The organism is Cytophaga sp. FL35, assembly GCF_014349235.1.
Taxonomy (GTDB): Bacteria; Bacteroidota; Bacteroidia; order Flavobacteriales; family Flavobacteriaceae; genus Euzebyella.
Genome location: NZ_JACSOH010000014.1, coordinates 108,213 through 132,865, shown reverse-complemented (window position 1 = coordinate 132,865; position 24,653 = coordinate 108,213). Strand labels below are relative to the sequence as shown.

Here is a 24,653-nt window from a genome sequence, read left to right as displayed (position 1 = left end):
CTCGTTGCGGTACTGATGCTCGCCCTTTTTGTGGGTTGGGGTATCGTGAACGCACCCTTTAATTGGGACACCGGAATATTGCCCAATGACCCTGTGGCCGTGGATGCCATACCGGATATAGGCGAAAACCAACAGATTGTTTTTACCAAATGGCAAGGTCGTTCCCCGCAGGATATCGAGGACCAGATTACTTATCCGCTTACCACTTCCCTTCTTGGAATACCTGGCGTCAAGACCATACGTAGTTCCTCGATGTTCGGGTTTTCGAGCATCTACATCATTTTTGAAGAGGACATCGAATTCTACTGGTCGCGTAGCCGCATCCTCGAAAAGCTCAATTCGTTACCCAGCGGTCTGTTACCTGAAGGTGTTAATCCCGCCTTGGGCCCGGATGCCACGGGATTGGGACAGATTTTCTGGTACACCTTGGAAGGGCGTGACAAGGATGGGAACGTCACGGGCGGTTGGGACTTGCAGGAACTTCGCAGCATACAGGATTACTACGTAAAATATGCGCTCTCTTCTGCAAGTGGTGTGAGCGAAGTGGCTTCCATAGGTGGCTATGTACAGGAATACCAAGTGGACGTTGACCCTGAAAAGATGCGGCAGTACAACATCGGTCTAGCAGATATCGTAAAAGCCGTAAAGGAAAGTAATCAGGACATCGGTGCGCAGACCTTGGAAATGAACAAGGCCGAATACCTGGTACGCGGTCTGGGGTATGTAAAATCCATAGCCGATATAGAAAATGCTGTAGTCGATTCCGAGAATTTCACGTCTATCAGAATTAAGGACATTGGTAAAGTCCACCTAGGGCCTGCGACACGTCGAGGCATTTTGGACAAAGAAGGTGCGGAAGTCGTGGGCGGTGTGGTGGTAGCCCGCTATGGTGCCAATCCTCTGGAAGTCATCAATAACGTTAAAGACCAAATCGACGAGGTAAGCTCGGGGCTTCCCACAAAGGAATTGGGTGACGGTCGAACCTCACAAGTCACCATCGTTCCCTTTTATGACCGGACCGAACTCATTCAGGAAACCTTAGGTACGCTCAACGAGGCCCTGACCTTGGAAATCCTTATTACCATTTTGGTTATTATCATAATGGTGTTCAATCTTAGGGCATCGATTTTAATTTCAGGATTATTGCCTGTGGCGGTGTTGATGGTCTTTATCACGATGAAGCTCTTTAATGTGGATGCAAACATCGTGGCACTTTCAGGTATTGCCATTGCCATTGGTACGATGGTGGATGTCGGGGTCATCCTCGCCGAAAATATGATTCGCCATCTGGAAGACGAAGACTTGCGGGTAAATAAGAGTGGTCAGCCTTATACCACAAATGAAATCGTCTATAATGCCACCGCCGAAGTTTCCGGTGCCATCGTTACTGCGGTAATGACTACGATAATCAGTTTCCTTCCCGTGTTCACAATGGTAGGTGCAGAAGGAAAACTCTTCCGACCGTTGGCCTTTACCAAAACAATGGCTTTGGCCGCAGCACTGGTTATTGCGCTGTTTCTTATACCACCCTTTGCCGCAACATTTTTTAGAAAAACCGAAATGCGAGAACGGCTCAAATACGCAACCAATGGGATTTTAATCTTATTGGGAATCACCGTAGTGGTCTTCGGGTATTGGATAGGTTTGGTACTCGTCGCTTTTGGCGCGGTAGCCATTCTATCGATGCGTGTTTCGCTTTCGCGAAAGCAAAAAAATCTCATCAATACGGCTGTCGCCACAATCGCAGTTGTGTTCCTATTGGCTGAATACTGGCGACCGCTCGGCTTCGACCGCAGCCTAATTATGAACCTGATTTTTGTAGCGGTAATTTGCTTTGGGGTCTTGGGTATCTTTTCGCTGCTCAGAAAATATTACGACAGCATCTTAAAATGGGCATTGCAAAACAGGTTGCTGTTCTTGATAATCCCCACCACATTGCTGGTTCTTGGTTTCTTCATTATGCGCAATACCGGCAAGGAATTTATGCCCGCGCTCAACGAGGGTTCGTTCTTGTTGATGCCTACCTCGCTACCGCACTCAGGGGTAGAGGAAAATAAACGGGTCTTGCAACAACTGGATATGGCCGTGGCTACCATCCCTGAAATCGAGACCGTGGTCGGAAAGGCAGGTCGTACAGAATCCGCACTTGACCCGGCACCGCTTTCGATGTACGAGAACGTGATTCAGTACAAGTCCGAATATATGCGGAACGCTTCAGGGGAACGGCAACGGTATCGGGTAAACGATGACGGACTCTTTGTATTGAAAAACGAAAGGTTTCATATCAATCCGAACAACGAAGTAGAAAGCGATGCTAATTATGAAGCATCCCAATTGCAAACTACTATCACAAGAAACGAATTGATTCCCGATGATGATGGCGAGTACTACCGCAACTGGCGACCTGAAATCGAAAGTCCAGATGATATTTGGAACGAAATTGTACGGGTCACCATATTACCGGGAATCACGTCCGCCCCAAAATTACAGCCCATCGAAACACGACTGGTGATGTTGCAAACTGGAATGCGCGCACCAATGGGCATTAAGGTCAAGGGGCAGGACCTACGGGAAATCGAAGCATTCGGCTTGGAACTCGAAGACATCCTAAAGCAAGCCGAAGGCGTCAAACAACAGGCTGTATTTGCCGACCGTATCGTGGGTAAACCCTATCTGTTGGTCGATATAAAACGGGAACAGTTGGCACGCTACGGTATTTCGATTATGGACGTACAGGAAATACTGCAGGTGGCCGTTGGTGGGATGCCCCTGACCCAGACTGTCGAAGGTAGGGAACGCTATGCGGTAAGGGTGCGCTACCCCCGTGAGCTGCGGGAAAGTCCGACTGACTTGAAAAACATCTACGTTCCCGTGGAAAAAGGAAGCCCTGTTCCATTAGGCGAATTGGTTGATATTCGATATGAGCAAGGTCCACAGGTCATCAAAAGTGAGGACACTTTCTTGGTAGGTTACGTGCTGTTCGACAAGCTGGACGGATTTGCCGAAGTGGATGTGGTGGAAAACGCCCAGTCATTGATTCAGGACAAAATAGATAATGGTGAACTGACCGTTCCCAAAGGCATTAGCTATAAGTTCACCGGAACCTATGAAAACCAGCTGCGAGCCGAGAAAACCCTGTCTATCGTGGTTCCGTTGTGCTTGATTATCATATTCCTCATTTTATACTTTCAGTTCAAATCGGTCACCACCTCATTAATGGTATTTACAGGCATCGCCATAGCCTTTGCAGGTGGCTTTGTGATGATTTGGCTGTACGGTCAGGACTGGTTTCTCAATTTCAGTTTGTTCGGTGAAAACCTACGTGAACTTTTTAATATCAAGACCATCAACCTGAGCGTTGCGGTTTGGGTCGGGTTTATTGCCCTTTTCGGAATCGCTACGGATGACGGTGTGGTGATGGCGACCTATCTCGACCAGAGTTTTGAGAAGGAAAAACCGAATGACAAACCAGGCATTCGTCAAGCTACCCTTGAAGCGGCCGGCAAGCGTATCCGTCCCTGTTTGATGACGACCGTAACGACCGTTCTTGCCTTGTTGCCCGTACTCACATCCACAGGAAAAGGAAGCGACATAATGATTCCAATGGCCATCCCCATTGTGGGCGGGATGCTTATTGATGTAACCTCATATTTCCTGTTGCCCGTATTGTACAGCTGGCGGGAAGAATACCAACTTAAACGAGCGAGCAAATGAAAAATGTAAAAATCATCATCGGATTATTGCTTGTTTCCGCTTTCGCAAAAGCACAGGAACTGCAATCCTACATTCAGGAAGCGGAAGCGAACAATCCCGTTATCCAAGCATACGAACTTCGATACAACATCGCACAGGAAAAGGTCAACGAAGTCAATACGCTACCTAATACTGTGGTAAGCGCAGGATACTTTGTAAGCGAACCCGAAACCCGAACGGGTGCGCAACGGGCACGGTTTTCGATTTCGCAGATGTTGCCTTGGTTCGGCACGATAACGGCACGGGAAAACTATGCCAGCTCAATGGCGGAAAATGAGTTTGTAGAAATTGCCATTGCCAAACGAAAACTGGCACTTTCGGTCGCCCAATCCTATTACCAATTGTATGCCAATAAGGCGAAGCAGGATATTTTGGACGAAAACATCCAACTCTTAGAAACCTACGAACGGTTGGCATTGACCTCTGTGGAAGTGGGCAAAGCCTCTGCCGTGGACGTACTACGATTGCAGATTCGGCAGAACGAATTACAACAACAAAAGGAAGTCCTTCAGGAAGACTATTTGGCGGAACAGTCCAACTTCAACAATCTGCTGAACCGAAAGGAAAGTATCGCCGTGGAAGTTGTTCCGGAAATGACCATTCCAACGGAAGACCCGATGTATAGCAAAGAAGGATTGGCACTCAATCCGGAACTGCTAAAATACGATAGACTTTACGAGTCCATTGAGCAATCCGAATTGCTCAATCAGAAAGAAAGTGCCCCGAATATCGGTTTTGGATTGGACTATGTACCCGTTTCCGAACGTCCCGATATGACCTTTAGCGACAACGGCAAGGATATCATTATGCCAATGGTATCGCTGTCCATACCTATTTTCAACAACCGCTATTCATCGGTTTCCAAACAGAACGAACTGAAGCAACTGGAAATCGAATCCCAGAAAAACGAACGATTGAATGTATTGGAAACCGCTTTCGCGAAAGCAACATCGCAACGCAATCAAGCCCGTATTCAATTCAATACCCAAGAAAAGAATTTAAAGCAAGCGAACGATGCCGAAGAAATCCTGATTAAGAATTATGAAACAGGAACCATCGATTTTAATGATGTACTGGACATACAGGAACTGCAACTGAAATTTCAGATGAACCAAATCGAGTCGGTGCGGATGTACTATGCACAGTCTGCGATTATCAATTATCTAATCAACTAATTATGGTCAAGGACTTTTACATAAAAAATATGGTATGCGACCGATGCATCAAGGTGTTGAAGGATGAACTGAATGTAAATAATATCGAGTTGCATCAGATTGAATTGGGTCGATTGCGGCTGGACATTGATGACCTTGATTTGGACAAATTCGAAACCTTGTTGAAAGAAAACGGTTTCTCGCTCATCGGAAGTACGGAAGAAAAGTTGACCGAAAAGGTCAAGGTCGAACTCATAAAAACGATGCAGGAACTACCGATTCAACTTGATAAAAAACTGTCCGAACATTTGGTGGATGCCTTGGGACACGAGTATTCAAAAATCAGCAAGGTATTCTCGTTTACGCAAGGTGTTACCATTGAAAAATATTTCATCAAACTAAAAATTGAAAAGGTAAAAGAACTCATACAGGCTAACGAACACAATTTTACTGAAATGGCGCAACTGCTCGATTATAGCCATATCAACCATTTAAGCGGACAGTTTAAAAGCGAGACGGGAATGAGCCTTTCAATCTATAAATCCCAACAAAAGAATTTTAGGAATTCGTTGGACAAAATTATGTAGATAAGAACCAAAATTATGACACAAGCTGTTGAATTACAGCCATAATTTTATTTCAAATAAAATTAACACATTATGAAATTGAAAATAAACTTACTTCTCTTATTACTCATTTCCTTCGGTGCGAACGCCCAATTCAAAGCGAATGAGAGTGAAGAGAATGTTGACAACTGGCCGGAACGGGTCTATGATTTGACCATTGATTACGAAACGGTCAACTACACGGGTAAGGATGTAAAGGCAATGACCTTTAACGGAAGTATTCCTGGACCCAATCTCGAATTTAACGAAGGGGAATTTGCCATCATCAACGTGACCAATAAAATGGATGTGGAAACATCGGTGCATTGGCACGGGCTTATACTGCCCAACTTTTACGATGGTGTACCGTATCTGACCACACCACCGATTCAACCCGGCGAGACCCAACAGTACAAGTTTGCGTTAAAACAATCGGGTACATATTGGTACCATTCCCACACAGGTTTGCAGGAACAACGTGGCGTTTATGGTTCCATCCAAATCAACCCCAAGGAAACCGACTTAGAATATGACAAAGATTTGGTATTGGTGCTATCCGATTGGATGGACGAAAATCCAAAATCACAGCTAAGAAACCTGAAGCGTGGCAACGAATGGTATCTCATCAAGAAGAATCAGATACAGAGTTGGGACAAGGTCATCGCCAAAGGTGCCACAGGTGCCAAATTGAAGATGATGTGGCAACGAATGCCCGATATGGCCATACTCGATAATTACTATGACCTCTTTTTTATCAATGGCCAAGCAGAACAAGACTATCCTGAATTCAAGCCTGGCGAACGGGTGCGGGTACGATTTGTCAACGCCGCCGCAGCCTCTTACTTCTGGCTCACCTTTGGTGGCCAAGACCCAATGCTGGTTTCATCTGACGGTCTGGATGTTGTACCGGTAAAAAAGAACAAAACGCTTATCAGCGTAGCAGAGACCTACGATTTTATCGTCACGATTCCCGAAAGCGGGAAGCTCGAAATACTTGCTACTTCACAGGACGGTTCTGGAAAGGCTTCGGCGTTTTTGGGAAAGGGCGAAGTCTTGCCCGCAGCAGAAGTTCCCAAGCCAGACCTAATCAAACAGATGCAGGAAATGATGGCAATGGATATGAAGATGGGCGCACCCGCCGCCAAGTTCAATCCCTCAAAAAACGATTCCATCGAAAAGATGAAAAAGTATGCGATGAAAATGGACGGAATGAAGATGGACAAGATGAAGGGAATGAAAAAGGATTCCACCGAAATGGACCACGATAAGATGGGTCACGAAGATATGCAAATGGACGACAAGATGAAGATGGATGATGGGGGCAAAATGGGCGGAATGAAAATGGGCTATATGGTACCACAGGAAAAGGTCATTGGCGACAATATGAAAACAGGTGGCAATCCAGAATTCAATTATCACTATCTAAAAGCACCCGGCAAGACTGAATTTGAGGATGGAAAACCTGTCCGGGAAATGCTGTTCAACCTCACGGGAAATATGAACCGTTACGTATGGTCAATCAACGGCGTACCATTGTCTGAAACCGATAAAATAAAAATCAATCAAGGCGAAGTGGTTCGTATTACCTTGAACAATATGACGATGATGCACCACCCGATGCACCTGCACGGGCATTTCTTCAGGGTGCTCAACGAGAACGGCGAATACAGTCCGCTAAAGCATACCGTGAACGTGGCACCGATGCAGAAAGTGGTCATCGAATTTGATGCCGTTGAATATGGCGATTGGTTTTTCCATTGCCACGTCCTCTATCACATCAACAGTGGGATGGCACGGGTATTCAGTTATGATACACCACGCGATGAACGCTTAAAGGGCTATCCACTTTCCAATCTGACCACAGAGGCAGACCATATGTGGACGTGGGGTGAAATCACAGGTGCAAGCCATATGACAGAACTTTTTTATACCGCCACCAATATCCGTAACCAGTTTACACTTCGCGGGGAATACGGTTGGAACGAAAATCTGGAAGCTGAGTTCACGTATGAACGTTGGCTTAACAGCTATTTCCGTGTATTCGGTGGTGTAAATGTAGAAAATGAGGGCGAGGACAGCCTTGATGAAATTTCAACGACGGGCGTTGTGGGTGTGCGCTACCTATTGCCGCTTCTTATCGATTCCGATTTACGGATAGACAACAAATTAAGGCCGACCATATCGTTTGCAACTGCAACGATGATTTTCCGAAATATCGCCCTTTACGGGGAATATGAATACCAGATGGACTTCGGCTGGGTCACCGATTTTGAGGAAGGGACCGACTTTGAAGAAGAGACCACTTGGCAGGTAGGCCTCGAATACGTTTTAAGCAGAAACTTTTCGTTGATGGGCAGCTACGACAACCGTTTTGGTTGGGGTGGCGGTCTATCGGCAAGATTTTAAACACAAACCATTTATAAACCTTTAAAACAGACACAAAATGAAAACAATCAAATTAACAATGAGCACAATGGCACTTGTTGCCACAATGATTCTAACCGTTTCCTGCAAGGATGGAAACAAGAATGAACCAGCTGCACCTATGAGCAACGAGATGCATCAGGAAACGATGAATGATAAGGAAGATATGGCTATGGACAAAAATCAAGATACAAAGGCAGAAGTGGTATTGAAAGACTATTTCAACCTGAAGGATGCTTTGGTCAACGATGACAATTCCAAAGCAAAAGAACTGGGCAACACCTTGGCACAATCACTAAAATCTTTTGATGCATCGAGCTATTCGGACAGCGAGCAGAACGAACTAAAGGACATCATTGAGGATGCCACCGAACACGCCGAGCATATAGGCGAGAGCGATATAGCCCACCAACGTGAGCATTTCAAAACACTTAGTAAGGATATGACCGATATGGTGGCGATAACGGGAACTTCAATGACCATTTATGAGCAGTATTGCCCAATGTACGATAACAATAAAGGTGGTGCCTGGCTAAGTATGAACGAAGAAATCAGAAACCCCTATTTCGGTGCCCAAATGCTGAAATGTGGTAAGGTGCAACGTGAAATAAACTAAATGAAAATAGTAAAAATCATAGCGTGGATAGCATTGATTGCCTTTGTGGTCATCCAGTTTTTTACTGTGGACTATAACCAGAATGAAACGGTACCAGAAACTGATTTTATGCTCGTGAACAATGTACCTGCAACGGTAGAACAATCGTTGCGGGTTTCCTGCTATGATTGCCATAGTAACAATACCGATTATCCTTGGTACAGCAAGGTGCAACCATCTGCTTGGTACTTGGAACATCATATCAAAGAAGGAAAGGCAGAGCTGAATTTCAACGAATGGGGCAACCTTTCCGACCGAAGGAAAAATAGCAAATTACGGTCTATCATAAACCAGATTGAAGATGGTGAAATGCCTTTGGATAGCTATACGTTGATTCATAGGGATGCCATTTTTTCTGAAACGAACAAAACAGCAGTAATTGAGTATATGAAAAAATTAAAAGATAGCTTGGAATAAAGTCCTGCTGCGGGAAGGGAAGTTTGATGGTTGGTTAGTGACCCTTCCCGTGACAGGCACAAATTAGTAAAGTAATGAAACACACCTATCACATACACGGAATGACCTGCAATGGTTGCAGAACCCACGTCGAGAAAACTCTCTCTAAAGTAGATGGTGTAATTGAAGCATCGGTCAATTTAGAAAAATCTGAAGCGGTCATTGAAATGGAATCGCATATTCCTATCGGAACATTTCAGGAAGCACTAAAGCAAGATGGCGGTTCGTATAGCATTCACAACCCAGGCAAACATCATCACAAGGATGATTCCGCTAAAGTTAATGCTGAGCATAGTCGAAGTACGAAAGCGAAAAAAGAAAAACCTAAAGGCAAGGGAACCGGAACGTTCTACTGCCCGATGCACTGTGAAGGCGATAAAACCTATGACAAACCGGGCGATTGCCCTGTCTGCGGAATGGATTTGGTCGAGGAACAGAATTTGACCGCTACCACTTCTGAACAGTGGACGTGCCCAATGCATCCCGAAATCGTAAAGGACGAGCCGGGAAGCTGTCCTATTTGCGGAATGGACTTGGTACCGATGGAACCCGACCTATCCGCAGAAGAAAAAACCTATAAAAAACTGCTCAAAAAGTTTTGGGTAGCCACGGCCTTTACGTTGCCGATTTTCATCATTGCGATGTCCGAAATGGTTGCCAACAATCCGCTGTACGATATTCTGGAACTGAAATACTGGAACTGGATTCAGTTTGCGCTTTCCATTCCCGTTGTGTTCTACGCCACTTGGATGTTCTTTGAACGCGCTTACCGCAGTATAAAAACGTGGAACCTCAATATGTTCACCCTTATTGGCATTGGTGCAGGTGTGGCTTGGTTGTTCAGCGTATTCGGGATGCTCGTACCAGACTTTTTCCCCGAACAGTTCAAGACCGAAGCGGGAACCGTTCACGTGTATTTTGAAGCGGCCACGGTCATTCTTACGTTGGTATTGCTTGGCCAATTGTTAGAAGCTCGTGCGCATAGTAAAACCAATTCCGCAGTCAAGGAACTTTTAAAACTGGCACCCAACAAGGCAGTCAAAGTCGTGGATGGCGAGGAACAGGAAGTTGCTATTGACCAAATTGAATTAGACGATATTCTTCGGGTAAAACCGGGTGATAAAATTCCGGTTGACGGCGTCATCACCGAAGGTGAAACATCCATCGATGAATCAATGATAACGGGCGAACCCATTCCCGTAAACAAGTCTGTAGATGATAAGGTCAGCAGCGGAACGATTAATGGCAACCAATCTTTCCTAATGAAAGCGGAAAAGGTAGGTTCCGACACGTTGCTTTCACAAATTATCCAGATGGTCAATGATGCCAGTCGCAGCCGTGCGCCCATCCAAAAATTGGCCGATACGGTTTCAGGCTACTTCGTGCCCATCGTGGTCATTATCGCAGTATTCACTTTTGGGGTCTGGGCAATTTGGGGACCAGAACCGGCCTATGTCTATGCCCTGGTCAATGCCATTGCTGTTTTGATTATCGCCTGTCCCTGCGCCTTGGGATTGGCAACGCCTATGTCCGTAATGGTCGGTGTCGGTAAGGGTGCACAGAACGGCGTGCTGATAAAAAATGCCGAAGCCCTCGAAAAGATGGATAAGGTAGATACCCTCATCGTGGATAAAACGGGAACGATTACTGAAGGAAAACCCACGGTGGAAAAAGTGGGGTCTTTTGATAACGGTTTCAGCGAAAGTGAAGTATTGCAATACATTGTTTCCCTGAATAATCAGAGTGAACATCCTCTTGCCGAAGCTACCGTCAAATACGGAAAAGAACAAAACACCGAATTCCTTAAAGCCGATGGGTTCAATGCCGTTACCGGAAAAGGTGTTGAAGGCAAGGTCAACGGCAAGGACGTGGCTTTAGGAAATGCCAAAATGATGGAACACGCCAATGCCGAGTTGTTGGAAACTATGGAAGAAAAAGCCCAATCTTTCCAAAAGCAGGGCAAAACCGTTTCCTATCTCACAATTGATGGAAGCGTTGTCGGTTATGTGGTAATTGGTGATAAAATCAAGGAAACGAGTGCCAAGGCTATCAAGGAATTACAGGACAAGGGAATCGATGTGATTATGCTAACGGGCGACAACCACGATACAGCTCAGGCAGTGGCCAACGAACTCAATCTTGCGGACTTTCAGGCGGGAATGCTTCCCGAAAACAAATTGCAGGAAGTTGAAAAACTACAAGAAAACGGAAAGGTAGTTGCAATGGCGGGTGACGGTATCAATGATGCCCCAGCTCTCGCAAAAAGTGATGTGGGTATCGCAATGGGAACGGGTACAGATGTGGCCATAGAAAGTGCTGCCATTACTTTGGTCAAAGGCGACCTGCACGGTATTGTCAAGGCAAGAAATTTAAGCGATGTGGTAATGCGAAACATCAAGCAAAACCTGTTTTTTGCGATGATTTACAACACCTTGGGAATACCCATTGCTGCGGGATTGCTGTATCCATTTTTCGGGATTTTATTGTCCCCAATGATTGCGGCCCTGGCAATGAGCTTCAGTTCGGTTTCGGTAATCGCCAATTCGCTAAGGCTCAAAGGTTCAAACATCGACTAAATGATATGGTAAAAAGAAAAACAGCGATAAAAATTAGAAAGGCGCACCGCTATCTGGGCATCTTCCTGGGCATCCAGTTCTTGATGTGGACGATAAGTGGAATGTATTTCAGTTGGACGGACATTGACGAAATACACGGCGACCAATTTCGGCAAGACCCGGTCGAGGCATCTGCTTTTACACATTTGATAAGTCCATCCGATGTGAATCCTGAAGAAGGGATAGTTTCCGTAGAACTTCGGGAAATTGATGGCAATCCCTATTACTGGATAAATGACAAGCAACTTTTTGATGCCAAGACAGGCAAAGTAAAGAAAGTAATCTCAGAAAGTGAAGCTCTGAAAATCGCTGAACGGAATATGCTGCCGGAACTTCAAGTAAAAGGAATCGAGCGCATCGAGCAAGTGGGCAGCCATAGCGAGTATCGTGGCAGACCGCTTCCGGCCTATGTCATCAGTTATGAAACCTCTGAAAACATCAAGGCCTACGTTTCAGAAAAAGATGGCGCATTCCAAACGCTACGTCATCGGGATTGGCGATGGTTCGACTTTCTGTGGATGACCCATACGATGGATTATGAAGGTCGCGATGATTTTAACACAATCGTACTACGCACCTTTTCCCTACTGGGATTAATAACCGTATTGAGCGGGTTTTTGTTGTGGTACATCAGCTCGCCCACAATTAGAAAAATAAAAAAAAGAAACAAAAAACATTAAAATCGAAAACTATGGAACAATCAAAACACGCAAACAAAGGAAAGTACAGAACATTTTTTATGATGCTGGCTTGCTCATTTGTGGCAATGTACATCACAATGTATCTCAATACTTACGAATGGGACCACGTCTGGTTCAGCTTAACGCGCTTCTATATGGTCTGTCTGGGCATAGCAGCAATGGCAGTCATTATGTGGTTTTTTATGCGCAAGATGTACACTGACAAAAAAAAGAATATGGCCATCTTATTCGGTAGTTTGGTCTTGTTCTTGGGGGCGTTGTTTCTCGTACGTGACCAAAAATCTACCGTAGGCGATGTACTATGGATGAAAGCAATGATACCACACCATTCCATCGCAATCTTGACCAGTGAACGTGCGGATATTAAAGACCCAGAGGTAAAGAAACTGGCAGAAGAAATCATTAAGGCACAGCGCAGGGAAATCGCCGAAATGAAAAAAATGATTGAACGATTACAGAACGAAAAATAACAACCTATGAAAAAGAATATTATATACATCACCATCGCGGTACTTGTGGGACTGCTTGGTGGTTGGCTCATTTTTGGGGGCTCATCGGAAGAATCTATGACAGATAACCACGACCATTCCGCAGAAGCGGAAGGTCAGATGTGGACCTGCTCAATGCACCCTCAGATTATGCAACCCGAACCAGGTGATTGTCCCATTTGCGGAATGGATTTAATTCCTGCGGAATCGGGTGCCGACGGACTGGCAATGAACGAAATAAAGATGACCAAAAATGCTATGGCGTTGGCGGACATCCAAACGTCCATCGTGGGAAATGCTTCTGTAGATGATGAGAATATGATTTCCCTTTCGGGAAAAATCAAGATGAACGAAGAAGAAAATGCGGTGCAGGCCAGTTATTTTGATGGTAGGATTGAACGTCTCAACGTCAATTTTGAAGGTCAGGAAGTACGAAAAGGGCAATTGTTGGCAACCATTTATGCACCTAATCTGATAGCTGCTCAGCAAGAATTGATTACTGCGGCTTCGCTAAAAGAATCGCAACCCTCACTATACAAGGCGGTACGCAACAAACTGAAACTTTGGAAACTTTCGGATACCCAAATCAATAGTATAGAGGAATCCGGCACTATCAAGGAAAACTTCCCGATTTATGCGACCGTATCCGGAACGGTTTCAGAAAAAATGGCTGCCGAAGGCGACTATGTTAAACAGGGACAGCCCATTGTAAAGGTGAGTAACCTAAACTCTGTATGGGCGGAATTTGATGCCTACGAAAACCAGATTTCAGAGTTTAAAAAAGGGCAGAAAATTTCAGTAACGACTAATGCTTACCCCAATAAGGAATTTGATGCAACAATTTCATTCATAGACCCTGTTCTGAACACACAAACGCGAACGGTTACCGTTCGGGCCAATCTTAAAAATAGCAATGGATTGCTAAAACCGGGAATGTTCGTGACTGGTAAAGTAGAAGGAACAACGGCAAATACGGTATCAAACCTGACCATACCCGCAAGTGCTGTGATGTGGACGGGCGAAAGGTCTTTGGTGTATATCAAAACCAACCCCAACAAGCCTGTTTTTGAAATGCGGGAAGTAACTCTTGGCAATCGTAATGGCGATATGTTTACGGTTACGTCCGGTTTAGAAAATGGTGATGAGATTGTGACCAATGGCACCTTTACCGTAGATGCTGCTGCCCAATTGCAAGGCAAGAAATCTATGATGAATCAAAGTACTCAAGAAGAGAAAGAAATGATGGCGATGGAAATGTCACTGTCAACTTCTTTTCAAGGTCAGTTTGTGAAGGCTTTGCCCTCATACCTTGAACTCAAAGATGCGTTGGTGGCCGGTGATGCTGAAAAAGTTTCCACTTTCGCAACGACAACTTCTGAAGAAATGAAGGCGATACCACAAAACGATTTGGACAAAATGCTCAAAACCCATCTATCCAAAAGTATTGAAATGTTGGATGCCATAGCAAGTAATTCCGATTTGGAAAACCAACGCAGCCATTTCGTTATTCTCAATGAAAATCTGGTTGCCATTGCAATGAACCTCGAAGGTGTGGATGATACCCTATATGTTCAAAAATGTCCAATGGCAAATAACAATAAAGGGGCGGTTTGGTTAAGCACCAAAGAAGAAATCCGCAATCCGTACTATGGTGATGCGATGTTGACTTGTGGAAGTGTGATTGATTCTGTACAGTAGTTTAATTATACCAAAAACGAATGGTCAGGAATGCTACGGAAAATCATTTTTTACTTGAAAATGTATAGCAGTATTATTTGATAGGTGGCCAGAAATTGGACTAGTTTGGCTCGGTTTGAGCATAAAATCATTTTCTGCAAATATTTGGGCTGCATTTTTCCAATTCCTAGCTTTTGAAAATGCGTTTAAATGCCATTTTTTCGACTCTCCATAAATAAAGAATTTTGTCCCCTCAATTTTGGGCCAATTGTTGTCCTCAAAATACATCAAAACAGCTTGTTCATTTTTTGGTCTGGCCAGTTTATTTATGTTTTCATTGATTTTATAGTTTAAAGAAGGTATCAATTTTTGGCTAGGTTTTGAAAGGATGCTGTCCAATTTTTGGCCAGAGCTTGCACCACTACTTGTACCAAATATGGTCATCTCTATTTTAGAACCCTTATTAGGGTGAAATGAGGGAAAGTAGATGAGGTAACCCCAATTATTGAGGTCCTTGAGACTGTTGTGATATGTTGTTTTCGATTTAATCTTTGCCCTTTCCATTATTAGGCGCCTGTTAACAGTTATATACTTTGCGAAGAATTCTCGATTCCACTTTTGAAAGAATGCTAGGTATAGTGTGATATGTCCTTGCTTAATACGCGCATCTTCATTGAATAGTTCAAATACTGAGTTGAGTTGTATGATGTAATTTACCTTGCTCATTAGTCAGGTTTATTGTGATTTTTCCTCTCGATATACCGAACCTCCCTACCTTGTCTTGATTCATTCTTCTCCAGCATCAGTTTCTTTTTTGGCTTTTCTGTTTGCTCAAAAAGTGCATACAGCATAGCAGCGGTTGGCTTGGTCTGGGATTTTTCAATATCCTTCATTATTGCAATTATTCCGTTCATCCTCTTTTTAATTAGGGTGGAAATTCTTGTTTCAAGTGTCTCCATTCGGGGCCCCATAGGTTCGACTGGTGATATTCCGTTTTCCTCAAAAAAGTCCAGCATCAAAAGCAGTGTCATTGATTGGGATTTGGACATCTTCTTGCAGAACTCTCTAAATCTTTTGGCTACGGAAGTTTTGATTCCAAGTTTCTCAAATCGCTCGTTTTCATATCCTTTATCCATTTTTTCTGAAATTTTAAGTCTATTCTCTTGGGCTTTGCAGATATTTTCTGAAAATTCTGGGATCAATACTTGTATCGAAGAATTTAGATATCCTGACAAACCTTTATTTACAGGGGATGGGCGAAAACTTAAATTTGTAACATCGCGTCAGCGTGTTACCCTCTTGCTATTCCATCCCTCCATTTCATTTCGGGTCTTCCATACTTTCTTCGAGAAGCCCTTTACTTTTAAATCAAAATTGAAGCCATATAATTTGTTCCGATTTGCAGTCAATTGATTGCCAGAATGGCACTTATCCCTTTACTTATTATATCCTGAGCGTTTTCCTTTTCATTCTATATTAAATGGTAGGAATTTGAATAATTGCACACTCATCAATGCTAAAAAAGAACACTTTGTTACTTCTGATTATCCATTTACTTCCCATAGAGCCTATCGCAGTTACCTTTTCGGTAACCCGACCTAAAATTTAGAATGAGTAAGGACTTATAAAAGCGACGGCACGAGCGGTTATGCATTCCGTCTCAAGCTAAATTTTAAACCTTTTTGAAGAAAAGGTAGAAGTGATGTTTTGGCAAAGCGTGCGCATTTCAAAGCTTAGCACATATAGAGAAATTTTCTTATCCGACTAAATCTTATTTGTGACCTGGATACGAGCTTTGAAATTGGGCACAAGACTTTTTGAGTGAAGCTCTTTTCCCGGAATGAAATGAAGTGGTAATGTGCAGAGCGGCTTAATACCACCGATTGCTATCATTTGCAATCAAATACTATTTGTACTCAAAAAATAGCAGAATGTTGTACCTATGTTGTACCCGAGCATAAAAAAAGCCGAGACATAAATCTCGGCTTTCCAACTGTACCTTGGGTGGGAATCGAACCCACACTCCAAAGGAACTGGATTTTGAATCCAGCGCGTCTACCAATTCCGCCACCAAGGCAATTCATCCGTTTTACTTAAATAAACCTATAATCACTTTTTGAAAAAGCCATCAAGGCAAAAACGGACTGCAAAATTAGAAAATTATTTTAAATACAACCTAAAAAAATAACAAGATTTATCCTTTAGCAACACAAATAAATTTCTAAATTTGCACCTCCCAAGAAAAAAGGGAGGACAATAAACTAGTTTACAACATTTTATCAATGCCCTATCAAGTTCCCGAGCCAAAGATATTTGCCTGTACACAAAGTACAGAGCTAGCAGAGAAAATTGCCAAATCCTATGGAACAGAATTAGGTAAGGTTATCTTTTCCCGCTATAGTGACGGGGAGTTTCAGCCATCTTTTGAGGAATCTGTTAGAGGGGCTCGAATTTTTATCATAGGGTCTACCAATCCAAGTTCTGAAAACTTGATGGAAATGCTTCTTATGCTTGATGCCGCCAAAAGGGCATCCGCAAGGCACATTACCGCTGTAATGCCCTATTTTGGATGGGCCAGGCAAGATAGAAAAGACAAGCCTAGGGTTCCTATTGCAGCTAAACTTATAGCGAAGATGTTGGAGACTGCCGGAGCCACAAGAATCATCACCATGGATCTTCATGCGGATCAGATTCAAGGCTTCTTTGAAAAACCGGTAGACCATTTATTTGCCTCTACCCTATTTCTACCCTATCTCAAGAAATTGAACTTAGACAACCTCACCATTGCTTCCCCGGATATGGGCGGCTCCAAAAGAGCGTATGCGTATTCCAAAGCCTTGGAATGTGACGTGGTCATTTGTTACAAACAACGCGCTAAGGCCAATGTAATTTCCCACATGGAGCTTATTGGCGATGTTCAGGGAAAAAATGTGGTCTTGGTAGATGATATGGTGGACACTGCAGGAACTTTAACAAAAGCTGCCGATCTCATGATTGAAAGAGGTGCTAAAAGTGTCAGGGCCATTACGACCCATGGACTGTTGTCCGGAAAAGCGTATGAAAAAATCGAAGCTTCCCAACTATCGGAATTGATCATTACAGATTCCATTCCAACAAAAAAAGACAGTTCAAAAGTAAAAGTGCTTAGTTGTGCCGATCTTTTTGCAGATGTTATGCATAGGGTACATCACAATACATCCATTGCCTCCAAATTTTTAATGTAGGCACTTGGATCAATTAACGAGTATTAATTTTTAATAGATATAATGAAGTCAATTTTAATTGAAGGATCAGAAAGAGAAAGCGTGGGCAAAAAAGCAACAAAGGCCCTACGTAATGCTGGAAAGGTTCCTTGCGTAGTATACGGAGGGGAGAAACCATTGCACTTTTCAGCAGACGAAATTGCGTTTAGAGATTTAGTGTACACCCCAGCCGCGCACACCGTGGAAATTGACTTGGGAGGCACAAAGGTAAGCGCCATTATGCAAGACATTCAGTTTCACCCGGTAACTGACAATATTTTGCACATAGACTTTTACCAATTGTTCGATGACAAAGAGGTTACCATGAACATTCCTGTTCGTTTACAAGGTAATTCCCCTGGTGTTAGAAATGGTGGTCGTCTATTGTTCAGAAAAAGAAAGCTTGCCATTAAGGCACTTCCGGACAAATTACCGGATTTCTTTGATGTGGACATCTCTAAATTGAAAATTGGACAGAACATTAGTGTTCAGTCATTGCTTAATGATGATTTTACCATTCTTCACCCGGACAGTACCGTAGTTGTGCAGGTTAAAACTCAGCGTTCTGCCGTTGTTACAGACGATGAGGATGAAGAAGGAGAAGAAGGTGCAGAAGGAGAAGCAGCAGAAGCTCCAGCAGCAGAAGGAGGAGAGGCTCAAGAATAACCACTTCCTTAGAATAATTAAAAAGCATCCCGATACCGTTCGGGATGCTTTTGTATTTTTACGCAAACCCTAATGGAATGCTCTCCTTTTTAAAATCAATCTTTAAGCCTCGAGCAAATCTCCTTGAAGAAACGGAAGTAATGAAAAAATTTTTGATTGTTGGCCTTGGGAATATAGGCGATAAATATACCGAGACCAGACACAATATTGGTTTTAAAATTTTGGATGCATTGGCCGAAAAAGAATCCTTGTCATATGAGACTCAAAAGCTCGGCGATGTAACCACTTTTAAATACAAGGGAAAAAGTGCCCTTTGCCTGAAACCCTCCACCTATATGAATTTAAGCGGCAAGGCCCTAAAATATTGGATGGACAAAGAAAATATTCCATTGGAAAATGTTTTGGTCATTACCGATGATATCAACTTATCCTTTGGTACTATTCGCCTTAAAACAAAAGGAAGTGCTGGTGGACATAATGGACTGAAGGATATTCAGAACACCTTACAAAACACCAATTTTAATCGGTTTAGATTTGGTGTGGGCGCAGATTTTGGAAAAGGTAGACAGGTAGAATATGTATTAGGTGAATGGTCTGAGGAAGAACAAAAATCCATGCCGGAGCGTTTGGAGAAATCCGTAGAGCTAATCAAATCCTTTATTTTTGCCGGCGTCAAGAACACCATGAACAACTTTAACGGCACTTAAAATCTACCACGGGAGATTTGGACACATTTCCTTGAGAATCCGTGGTGACTACTTGCCAAAAATATACTTGACCTACCTCCACGCTTACACTTCTAAGATGAACCGTAGAATTTACCGAAGCCAATAATTCCGTAGGGGGATTGGACGTTGAAAAATAAATTTCATATCCGGAGATATCATCGTCAATATCAGATCCGGACCATTCCAAGGTCACCTCATTATTAATATCCCTAAACACACTTGAACCCGGCTCCGGGGAGCTAATCTCCGCAGGAAAGGACACATAGGATGTTTGGGAACCAGGATTGTAAAAAAACCATGTTTCGCTACTGGCCGTTTTAGAGCTTTTGCTATTACTAGAAATTACTTGCCAAGAATATGGTGTACCCTTACTTAAAGATAATGTGTGCGTGGTACTCGTAGTATTGGGACTTTGGGTAATTCCGCTTAAAAGATTGGTTACCCTAAGCTGATAAGAATCTGTATACTCAGACGCCTGCCAATTGAATCTCACAACACTGCTTGTTCCATTGGTGCTTTGTACCGGGCTACATTCGGCATTTTTGGCCGGAGCAACAAGAGTGGCCTGTGCAGGCGGATTAGGGTCGTCTTTTTTACAGCCAACCGTTACCACCAAAATACAAAAGATAGCCCTTATTAGTCTCATTTTTTAATCACTTTTAGCACCTCGTTAACCTCATCACCCTGTATATAAACTACATATACTCCATTTGGTAGATTGGTCAAATCCAATGCTACCTCCCTAGACACCGGCTGATGTATTCTCTTTTCCACCAATTGCCCCCCCAAAGTATAAATAGCCACTTGAACTCTTTCCTCAGGAGCACCCAGCAGTACCTTGGTCAAATTTTTGAAGGGGTTTGGAGAAACCATGGTAGGCCCGTTCACAAATATATCTTCCTCAAAAACGCCTTGACAAGTGTTTAAGGTAGAAACTTTTAAAGAGTTTTTTCCGGCCTTTAAATTTAACACTACTTGTTCCTCATTAGTTTGAAAGGTTTGCCCATTAAGTTCAACAACATATTCATTTGCTCCATTCATAAGCAATGAAAGCTGGTTTCCATCATTAATGACCGAAGAACTAACTCCAAGTGCTTCAGGTTGGGAAATTACCACCTCAAAGCAGTAGGGTTCGTAGGTAATCTCTCCACTTACTCCCGTAATGCAAAGATTGTAGGTTCCTGAACCAAGCCCTTCAAGCAAATAATCCGCAGTAAATTCTTCCGTTAAATCGAGTCCGTTTCCGGTAATGGTAACGGAATAGTCCAATTTCAACAAAGGTTCTATAGTTATACTTCCATCATCGTTGTTCCTGCACGTCTCACTTTCTACGGACACCGAAAAATTATCGGTAGGAAAACGATACACTTGACAACCGGAAGTATTTACCTCAACCCCTTCAGGAGTTCCTAGACACTGGTCTTCCCCATCGTCAAAAACGCCGTCATTATCCGCATCCGGCCTAAATTCGCCTTCTACACAAACATCCAAAGAAAAGTCTACCACTGCACCCCCATCTGATGATGCATTATCTATCACCTCCAAAACCCATTCTCCCAAAATGGACTCCCCATCAAAAGAACTAAGGGTCCCAAGTGGTTTTACCGTACCACCAATTACGTTTTCACCACTTGGATTACAGAAAAAGGTACTTCCTTCATCATCAAAAGTAGCATTGATATTATCAAATTCACCGCAAGAACCCGATACCAAAGTGACCGTGGTTCCTTCCGGAGAGGTCAATCTTATGACCAAATCTTCCACATAACTGTGCTCAATATTTAAATTCACATTAATATCCGAAACTGGCAGATCCTCAAAGTAGGATATTTTGGAAATTACTTCCGATGTTCCATTAGCTGAAATCTCTTTGGGAAAGCCATTGGCAAATTTCTGCTCACAACTAACCTGAACCGTGGTAAAGGTTTGAGGCGCATTAAAAGCCCCTTGCCCACATATGTTCTCCGGTCGTACCCTCCAATAATAGGTAGTTTGATTTTGAAGATCCAAGGGCATGTACGAATTTGTCTTTACCGTCTCAACTTCTACAATATTCGAAAAACCGGAATCCGTAGCAATTTGGACCTCATAGGAAACATTGGAAGGATTTAGTTCCCATTCTAAAAGAGTATTTATGGATGCATCCATTAAACCATTCTCAGGTGCCGTAGTGGTAACCATATCAAAATTTGTATCATATACATTCAGAATTATGGTTACCTCCCTAGTAACAGTTGCCGAATTTGCTACGATTCTAATAGGATAACTTCCTTCAGGGACATTTTCTGTATTCTCGAACAAAATATCCACATTTGTTCCTCCGGAAATTACCGTATCGGGAACAACGGTAGCTGCTAAGTTCAATGGCATATCCTCCACCGTAAAGGTGACCTCCTCTGAAAATCCAAGATAAGATTCGTAAATAAAGGGCACCGTAATATCCGAAAGCTGACAAACATCAAATTCCAACTGGGAAAAATTAAGTACTACCTCAGATACCTCAATCGTAAAATCCGTAGAATTTACCGCGTAATAGATATTATCAACTGGTTTCACCATAATTCTCGCCTCGGTAGTTGGTACGGCAGGAACCACCACATCATGGGAACCGTCATTTTCCACATTTGATGCCAAAACAGTCGTATAACTGAGTCCGCCATCATTGGACAGCAAAATATCCACAAATTCTGTATACACCGGAGCTACATTGGTGTTGGCAACATCCCACTCAATAGTCTCCACATCTCCAGCTGTTAGCGTGACCGAACTTTGTTGAGAAGTTACCGCGAAAGGGCCGCCACTATTGGTAACCAAAATTTTCACCAATTCGCTCACTACCTGACCACCACCAACAGCGTTGTCACGTACCGTTAAGGCAAAATTCATTTCCCGTTCCACATCGGATACGGTTTCCCAAGCATCTCCTTCTTGCGGATTTGTCTGGGTGAGATTACCGCTCAAAACTCGAGATTGCAAAGGGAAATAACGAACTCCCTCCAAACTAGGTGGACGAGACCTAAAATTGGCACCACTAGGATTGGTGGGACCAAAATTGGCACTGTTTACTATACCGTGGTCTATTTGTTCCCAAGTATAGGTAAGAACATCATCAACATCCGGATCGGTAGCCGTACCGTTCAACACAAAAGGTGTTGACTTTGGTATGGTATAATCTTCCAAGGGATCAATAATGGGAGGCTGATTAGCCAAAACAAAAGTTTCCCCACAAGATTTATCCCTTAAGGTCTCCGAAATCTCTTCAATGCTCCGGTAATGAAAATAATCATCTCCCCTACCGGCCACATTATCTCTTTGCGTAATACCAGCATAACCCATAATAGTGGTTCCGCTACCCGGTTCCATTTGCGATAAAGTTCCTTCGGATTCATAGGACCAAGTATGGAAAGCACCTAATTGATGGCCTATTTCATGCGCTACAAAGTCCAAGTCAAAAACATCTCCTTCAGGATTTTCACCTGATGAATAGGCCCCACCTTTCTGACCATTGACGCAAACACCCCCAATAAACCCCGCATTTCCGCCATTAACACCTCTGTGAAATAAATGACCAAAATCATAATTGTTCACGCCGATCTGTTGATCAAATGTCTGTTGAGCGGTATTTCCCAATGTGGACAAACCACCTGAATACGGGTCCGTAGATGGGTTGGTGTATATCACCTTGTCCGTATCGGCCACCAATTCTAAAGTAACGGCCAAATCCGTTTCAAATACTTCGTTTACCCTTGTAAGGGTCGCATTAATGGCCGCCAGCGCATCTGCTTTTGTACCGCCATGAAATTGGGTGTATTCACCAGAAGCAGATATGGCTACCCTATATTTTCTAAGCACCTGGTCATCTACAGGTTTCGCAAAGCGCGCGGCTCCCGCCATTAAAACCTGTTCCTTGGTCTCACAAACAAATTCTATGTCCTCATCACTTCTGGAAGCCCTCGAATACATGAGATAGGTGTCATCCTTTGATTTTTGTACAAATTGATTTGGTTTTCCGGAATGGGAGACCAACATGGCCTGCACCTCTTTATGCGAGATGCTAAGCCTAATTTTCTCTTCAGGATGTTGAATGGCATACCCTCTATAAGATTTTATTTGAGGATATTTCTTTGAAAGCTCCGGAGACAAAACCGATGCTTCATGAATACGATAAGGCACGGGATTTCCTACGGCATTAGGAAAATAAATGATTTCACCTTGTTTTTTGGAGTGGCCGGAGGCGGTTAATTCCTTTTTAAAAGCGCTTTCGTTAAAGGAAAAAAACTGCGCGTCTTTTACTTTAAATTGTTTAAGGGCAGTATTGCGGACCTTATTGCTTGCAGAAACTTTTTCCCAGTAGTTACTTTGCCCTGATGCGTAAAAGGAGAAAAATACTATTGTAATTGAAAAAACAAGACGTAATTTTGTAACCATTCAGGGGTTTTAGCGCAATCTCAAATATAAGCTTTTTATTATTTTTAGTACGTGGTAACAGTCCAAAGCCTATCCAAATACGATGAACAGCACCCCACAGCCATTACCATAGGCACTTTTGACGGTGTGCATATTGGCCATAGAAAAATACTTGAAAGGCTCATCAAAAATGCTGCCACACTAAATCTAAAATCTACCGTTCTCACCTTTTTTCCGCATCCCAGAATGGTACTTCAAAAAGATGCCGAAATTAAGTTGCTGAATACCATTGAAGAAAAAACCAAAATCTTGGAGGAATTGGGTCTTGACCAATTAATTATCCATCCGTTTACGAAAGAATTTTCAAGGCTAACAGCAACCGAATTCGTTCGGGATATATTAGTAAACGATCTAAAGACCAAAAAAATTATAATTGGCTACGACCATAGGTTTGGCAGAAACCGAAATGCCAATATCACAGACCTCAAAGCATTTGGGAGCACCCTTGATTTTGAAGTGGAGGAAATACCCGCTCAAGAGATTGAGGAAGTATCCGTGAGCTCCACTAAAATCAGAAAGGCATTGGAGGATGGGGATATAAAAACTGCCAACTCTTATTTAGGCTATGAGTACATGCTTACCGGCACCGTTAAACGCGGCAAAGGCCTGGGCAGGACCATCCAATTTCCAACAGCAAACCTGCAAATTGATGAGACTTACAAACTTGTTCCCAAAAAAGGATCTTATGTTGTCAAAAGTATAATTGGGGGCAAAACAGTTTATGGGATGATGAACATTGGCTATAACCCAACCGTCTCTGGAAAAGAAAAGAGTACTGAAATTCACTTTTTTGATTTTAACCAAGATTTGTACGAGCAGCAGATTCAAATTAGGGTATTACATAGAATTAGGGATGAGCATAAGTTTGATTCTGTAGAAGCCTTAAAAAGGCAGCTAAAAAAAGACCAGAAAACTTCCTTGGATTTCATCTATAACTCCCAATAGAAGAACCTTAGACATTCTTTAAATTAAGTTTAAGCAGCCACGGTCCAGTTTTTCAAATAACTTAATACCTTTAGGGC

At 43.1% G+C, this 24,653-nt stretch carries 18 protein-coding genes and 1 tRNA gene; 14 read left to right on the top strand and 5 right to left on the bottom strand.

The window, feature by feature from the left end; genetic code table 11:
* The 10 genes from BIZ36_RS12860 to BIZ36_RS12815 form a co-directional block, all read left to right on the top strand.
* A partial coding sequence (locus BIZ36_RS12860) for an efflux RND transporter permease subunit (protein WP_187458309.1) occupies window positions 1–3,714 on the top strand: 3,714 nt, incomplete at its 5' end.
* Window positions 3,711–4,928: a TolC family protein gene (locus BIZ36_RS12855; RefSeq protein ID WP_045802080.1), complete on the top strand. Its 1,218-nt coding sequence runs from the start codon at window positions 3,711–3,713 to the stop codon at window positions 4,926–4,928. The genes BIZ36_RS12860 and BIZ36_RS12855, both read left to right, overlap by 4 nt.
* Window positions 4,929–4,930: 2 nt before the next feature.
* Entirely contained in the window at window positions 4,931–5,494 is a 564-nt protein-coding gene (locus tag BIZ36_RS12850; RefSeq protein ID WP_045802079.1) for a helix-turn-helix domain-containing protein, read from the top strand.
* Window positions 5,495–5,566: 72 nt separating this feature from the next.
* On the top strand, window positions 5,567–7,918 hold the full coding sequence (locus BIZ36_RS12845; protein WP_045802078.1) for a multicopper oxidase domain-containing protein: 2,352 nt from the start codon (window positions 5,567–5,569) through the stop codon (window positions 7,916–7,918).
* Between the two features lie 37 nt (window positions 7,919–7,955).
* Entirely contained in the window at window positions 7,956–8,552 is a 597-nt protein-coding gene (locus tag BIZ36_RS12840) for a DUF3347 domain-containing protein (RefSeq protein ID WP_045802077.1), read from the top strand.
* Entirely contained in the window at window positions 8,553–9,008 is a 456-nt protein-coding gene (locus BIZ36_RS12835; RefSeq protein ID WP_045802076.1) for a heme-binding domain-containing protein, read from the top strand. It begins immediately after the preceding gene.
* A gap of 74 nt (window positions 9,009–9,082) precedes the next feature.
* Complete coding sequence (locus tag BIZ36_RS12830; RefSeq protein WP_045802075.1) at window positions 9,083–11,623, top strand: heavy metal translocating P-type ATPase; 2,541 nt, start codon at window positions 9,083–9,085, stop codon at window positions 11,621–11,623.
* Between the two features lie 5 nt (window positions 11,624–11,628).
* Entirely contained in the window at window positions 11,629–12,342 is a 714-nt protein-coding gene (locus BIZ36_RS12825) for a PepSY domain-containing protein (protein ID WP_149276655.1), read from the top strand.
* 11 nt (window positions 12,343–12,353) lie between these two features.
* Window positions 12,354–12,833 (top strand): DUF305 domain-containing protein, encoded by a 480-nt coding sequence (locus BIZ36_RS12820; protein WP_149276654.1) that lies wholly within the window; start codon window positions 12,354–12,356, stop codon window positions 12,831–12,833.
* Window positions 12,834–12,839: 6 nt separating this feature from the next.
* A complete protein-coding gene (locus BIZ36_RS12815) occupies window positions 12,840–14,549 on the top strand; it encodes an efflux RND transporter periplasmic adaptor subunit (protein WP_187458308.1) in 1,710 nt (569 codons plus the stop codon).
* 33 nt (window positions 14,550–14,582) lie between these two features.
* Here BIZ36_RS12815 and BIZ36_RS12810 read toward each other — a convergent pair whose 3' ends face one another.
* From BIZ36_RS12810 to BIZ36_RS12800, 3 genes are all read right to left on the bottom strand, one after another.
* Complete coding sequence (locus BIZ36_RS12810) at window positions 14,583–15,254, bottom strand: hypothetical protein (RefSeq protein WP_187458307.1); 672 nt, start codon at window positions 15,252–15,254, stop codon at window positions 14,583–14,585.
* Complete coding sequence (locus BIZ36_RS12805) at window positions 15,254–15,664, bottom strand: BfmA/BtgA family mobilization protein (protein WP_187458306.1); 411 nt, start codon at window positions 15,662–15,664, stop codon at window positions 15,254–15,256. Before BIZ36_RS12805 ends, BIZ36_RS12810 begins: the two co-directional genes overlap by 1 nt.
* A gap of 860 nt (window positions 15,665–16,524) precedes the next feature.
* Window positions 16,525–16,605 (bottom strand) — tRNA-Leu (locus BIZ36_RS12800).
* A gap of 205 nt (window positions 16,606–16,810) precedes the next feature.
* On the opposite strand from BIZ36_RS12800, the gene BIZ36_RS12795 reads away from it, so the two are divergent.
* The 3 genes from BIZ36_RS12795 to pth all read left to right on the top strand — a co-directional run bounded on the left by BIZ36_RS12795 (window position 16,811) and on the right by pth (window position 19,143).
* A complete protein-coding gene (locus BIZ36_RS12795; protein WP_187458305.1) occupies window positions 16,811–17,752 on the top strand; it encodes a ribose-phosphate pyrophosphokinase in 942 nt (313 codons plus the stop codon).
* A gap of 42 nt (window positions 17,753–17,794) precedes the next feature.
* Window positions 17,795–18,436 carry a 50S ribosomal protein L25/general stress protein Ctc gene (locus BIZ36_RS12790; protein WP_187458304.1) on the top strand — a complete coding sequence of 214 codons (642 nt, stop codon included), beginning with the start codon at window positions 17,795–17,797 and terminating at the stop codon, window positions 18,434–18,436.
* A gap of 140 nt (window positions 18,437–18,576) precedes the next feature.
* Window positions 18,577–19,143, top strand: a complete 567-nt coding sequence (pth, locus tag BIZ36_RS12785; protein WP_222937378.1) for an aminoacyl-tRNA hydrolase — start codon at window positions 18,577–18,579, stop codon at window positions 19,141–19,143.
* Here the strand turns inward: pth and BIZ36_RS12780 are convergent.
* Window positions 19,130–19,810 (bottom strand): hypothetical protein, encoded by a 681-nt coding sequence (locus BIZ36_RS12780; protein WP_187458302.1) that lies wholly within the window; start codon window positions 19,808–19,810, stop codon window positions 19,130–19,132. The two genes, pth and BIZ36_RS12780, sit on opposite strands and share 14 nt — an antisense overlap.
* Window positions 19,807–23,592: a reprolysin-like metallopeptidase gene (locus BIZ36_RS12775; protein ID WP_187458301.1), complete on the bottom strand. Its 3,786-nt coding sequence runs from the start codon at window positions 23,590–23,592 to the stop codon at window positions 19,807–19,809. The genes BIZ36_RS12780 and BIZ36_RS12775 overlap by 4 nt, the downstream gene beginning before the upstream one ends.
* Window positions 23,593–23,643: 51 nt before the next feature.
* On the opposite strand from BIZ36_RS12775, the gene BIZ36_RS12770 reads away from it, so the two are divergent.
* Entirely contained in the window at window positions 23,644–24,576 is a 933-nt protein-coding gene (locus tag BIZ36_RS12770; RefSeq protein WP_187458300.1) for a bifunctional riboflavin kinase/FAD synthetase, read from the top strand.
* Window positions 24,577–24,653 lie beyond the last annotated feature (77 nt).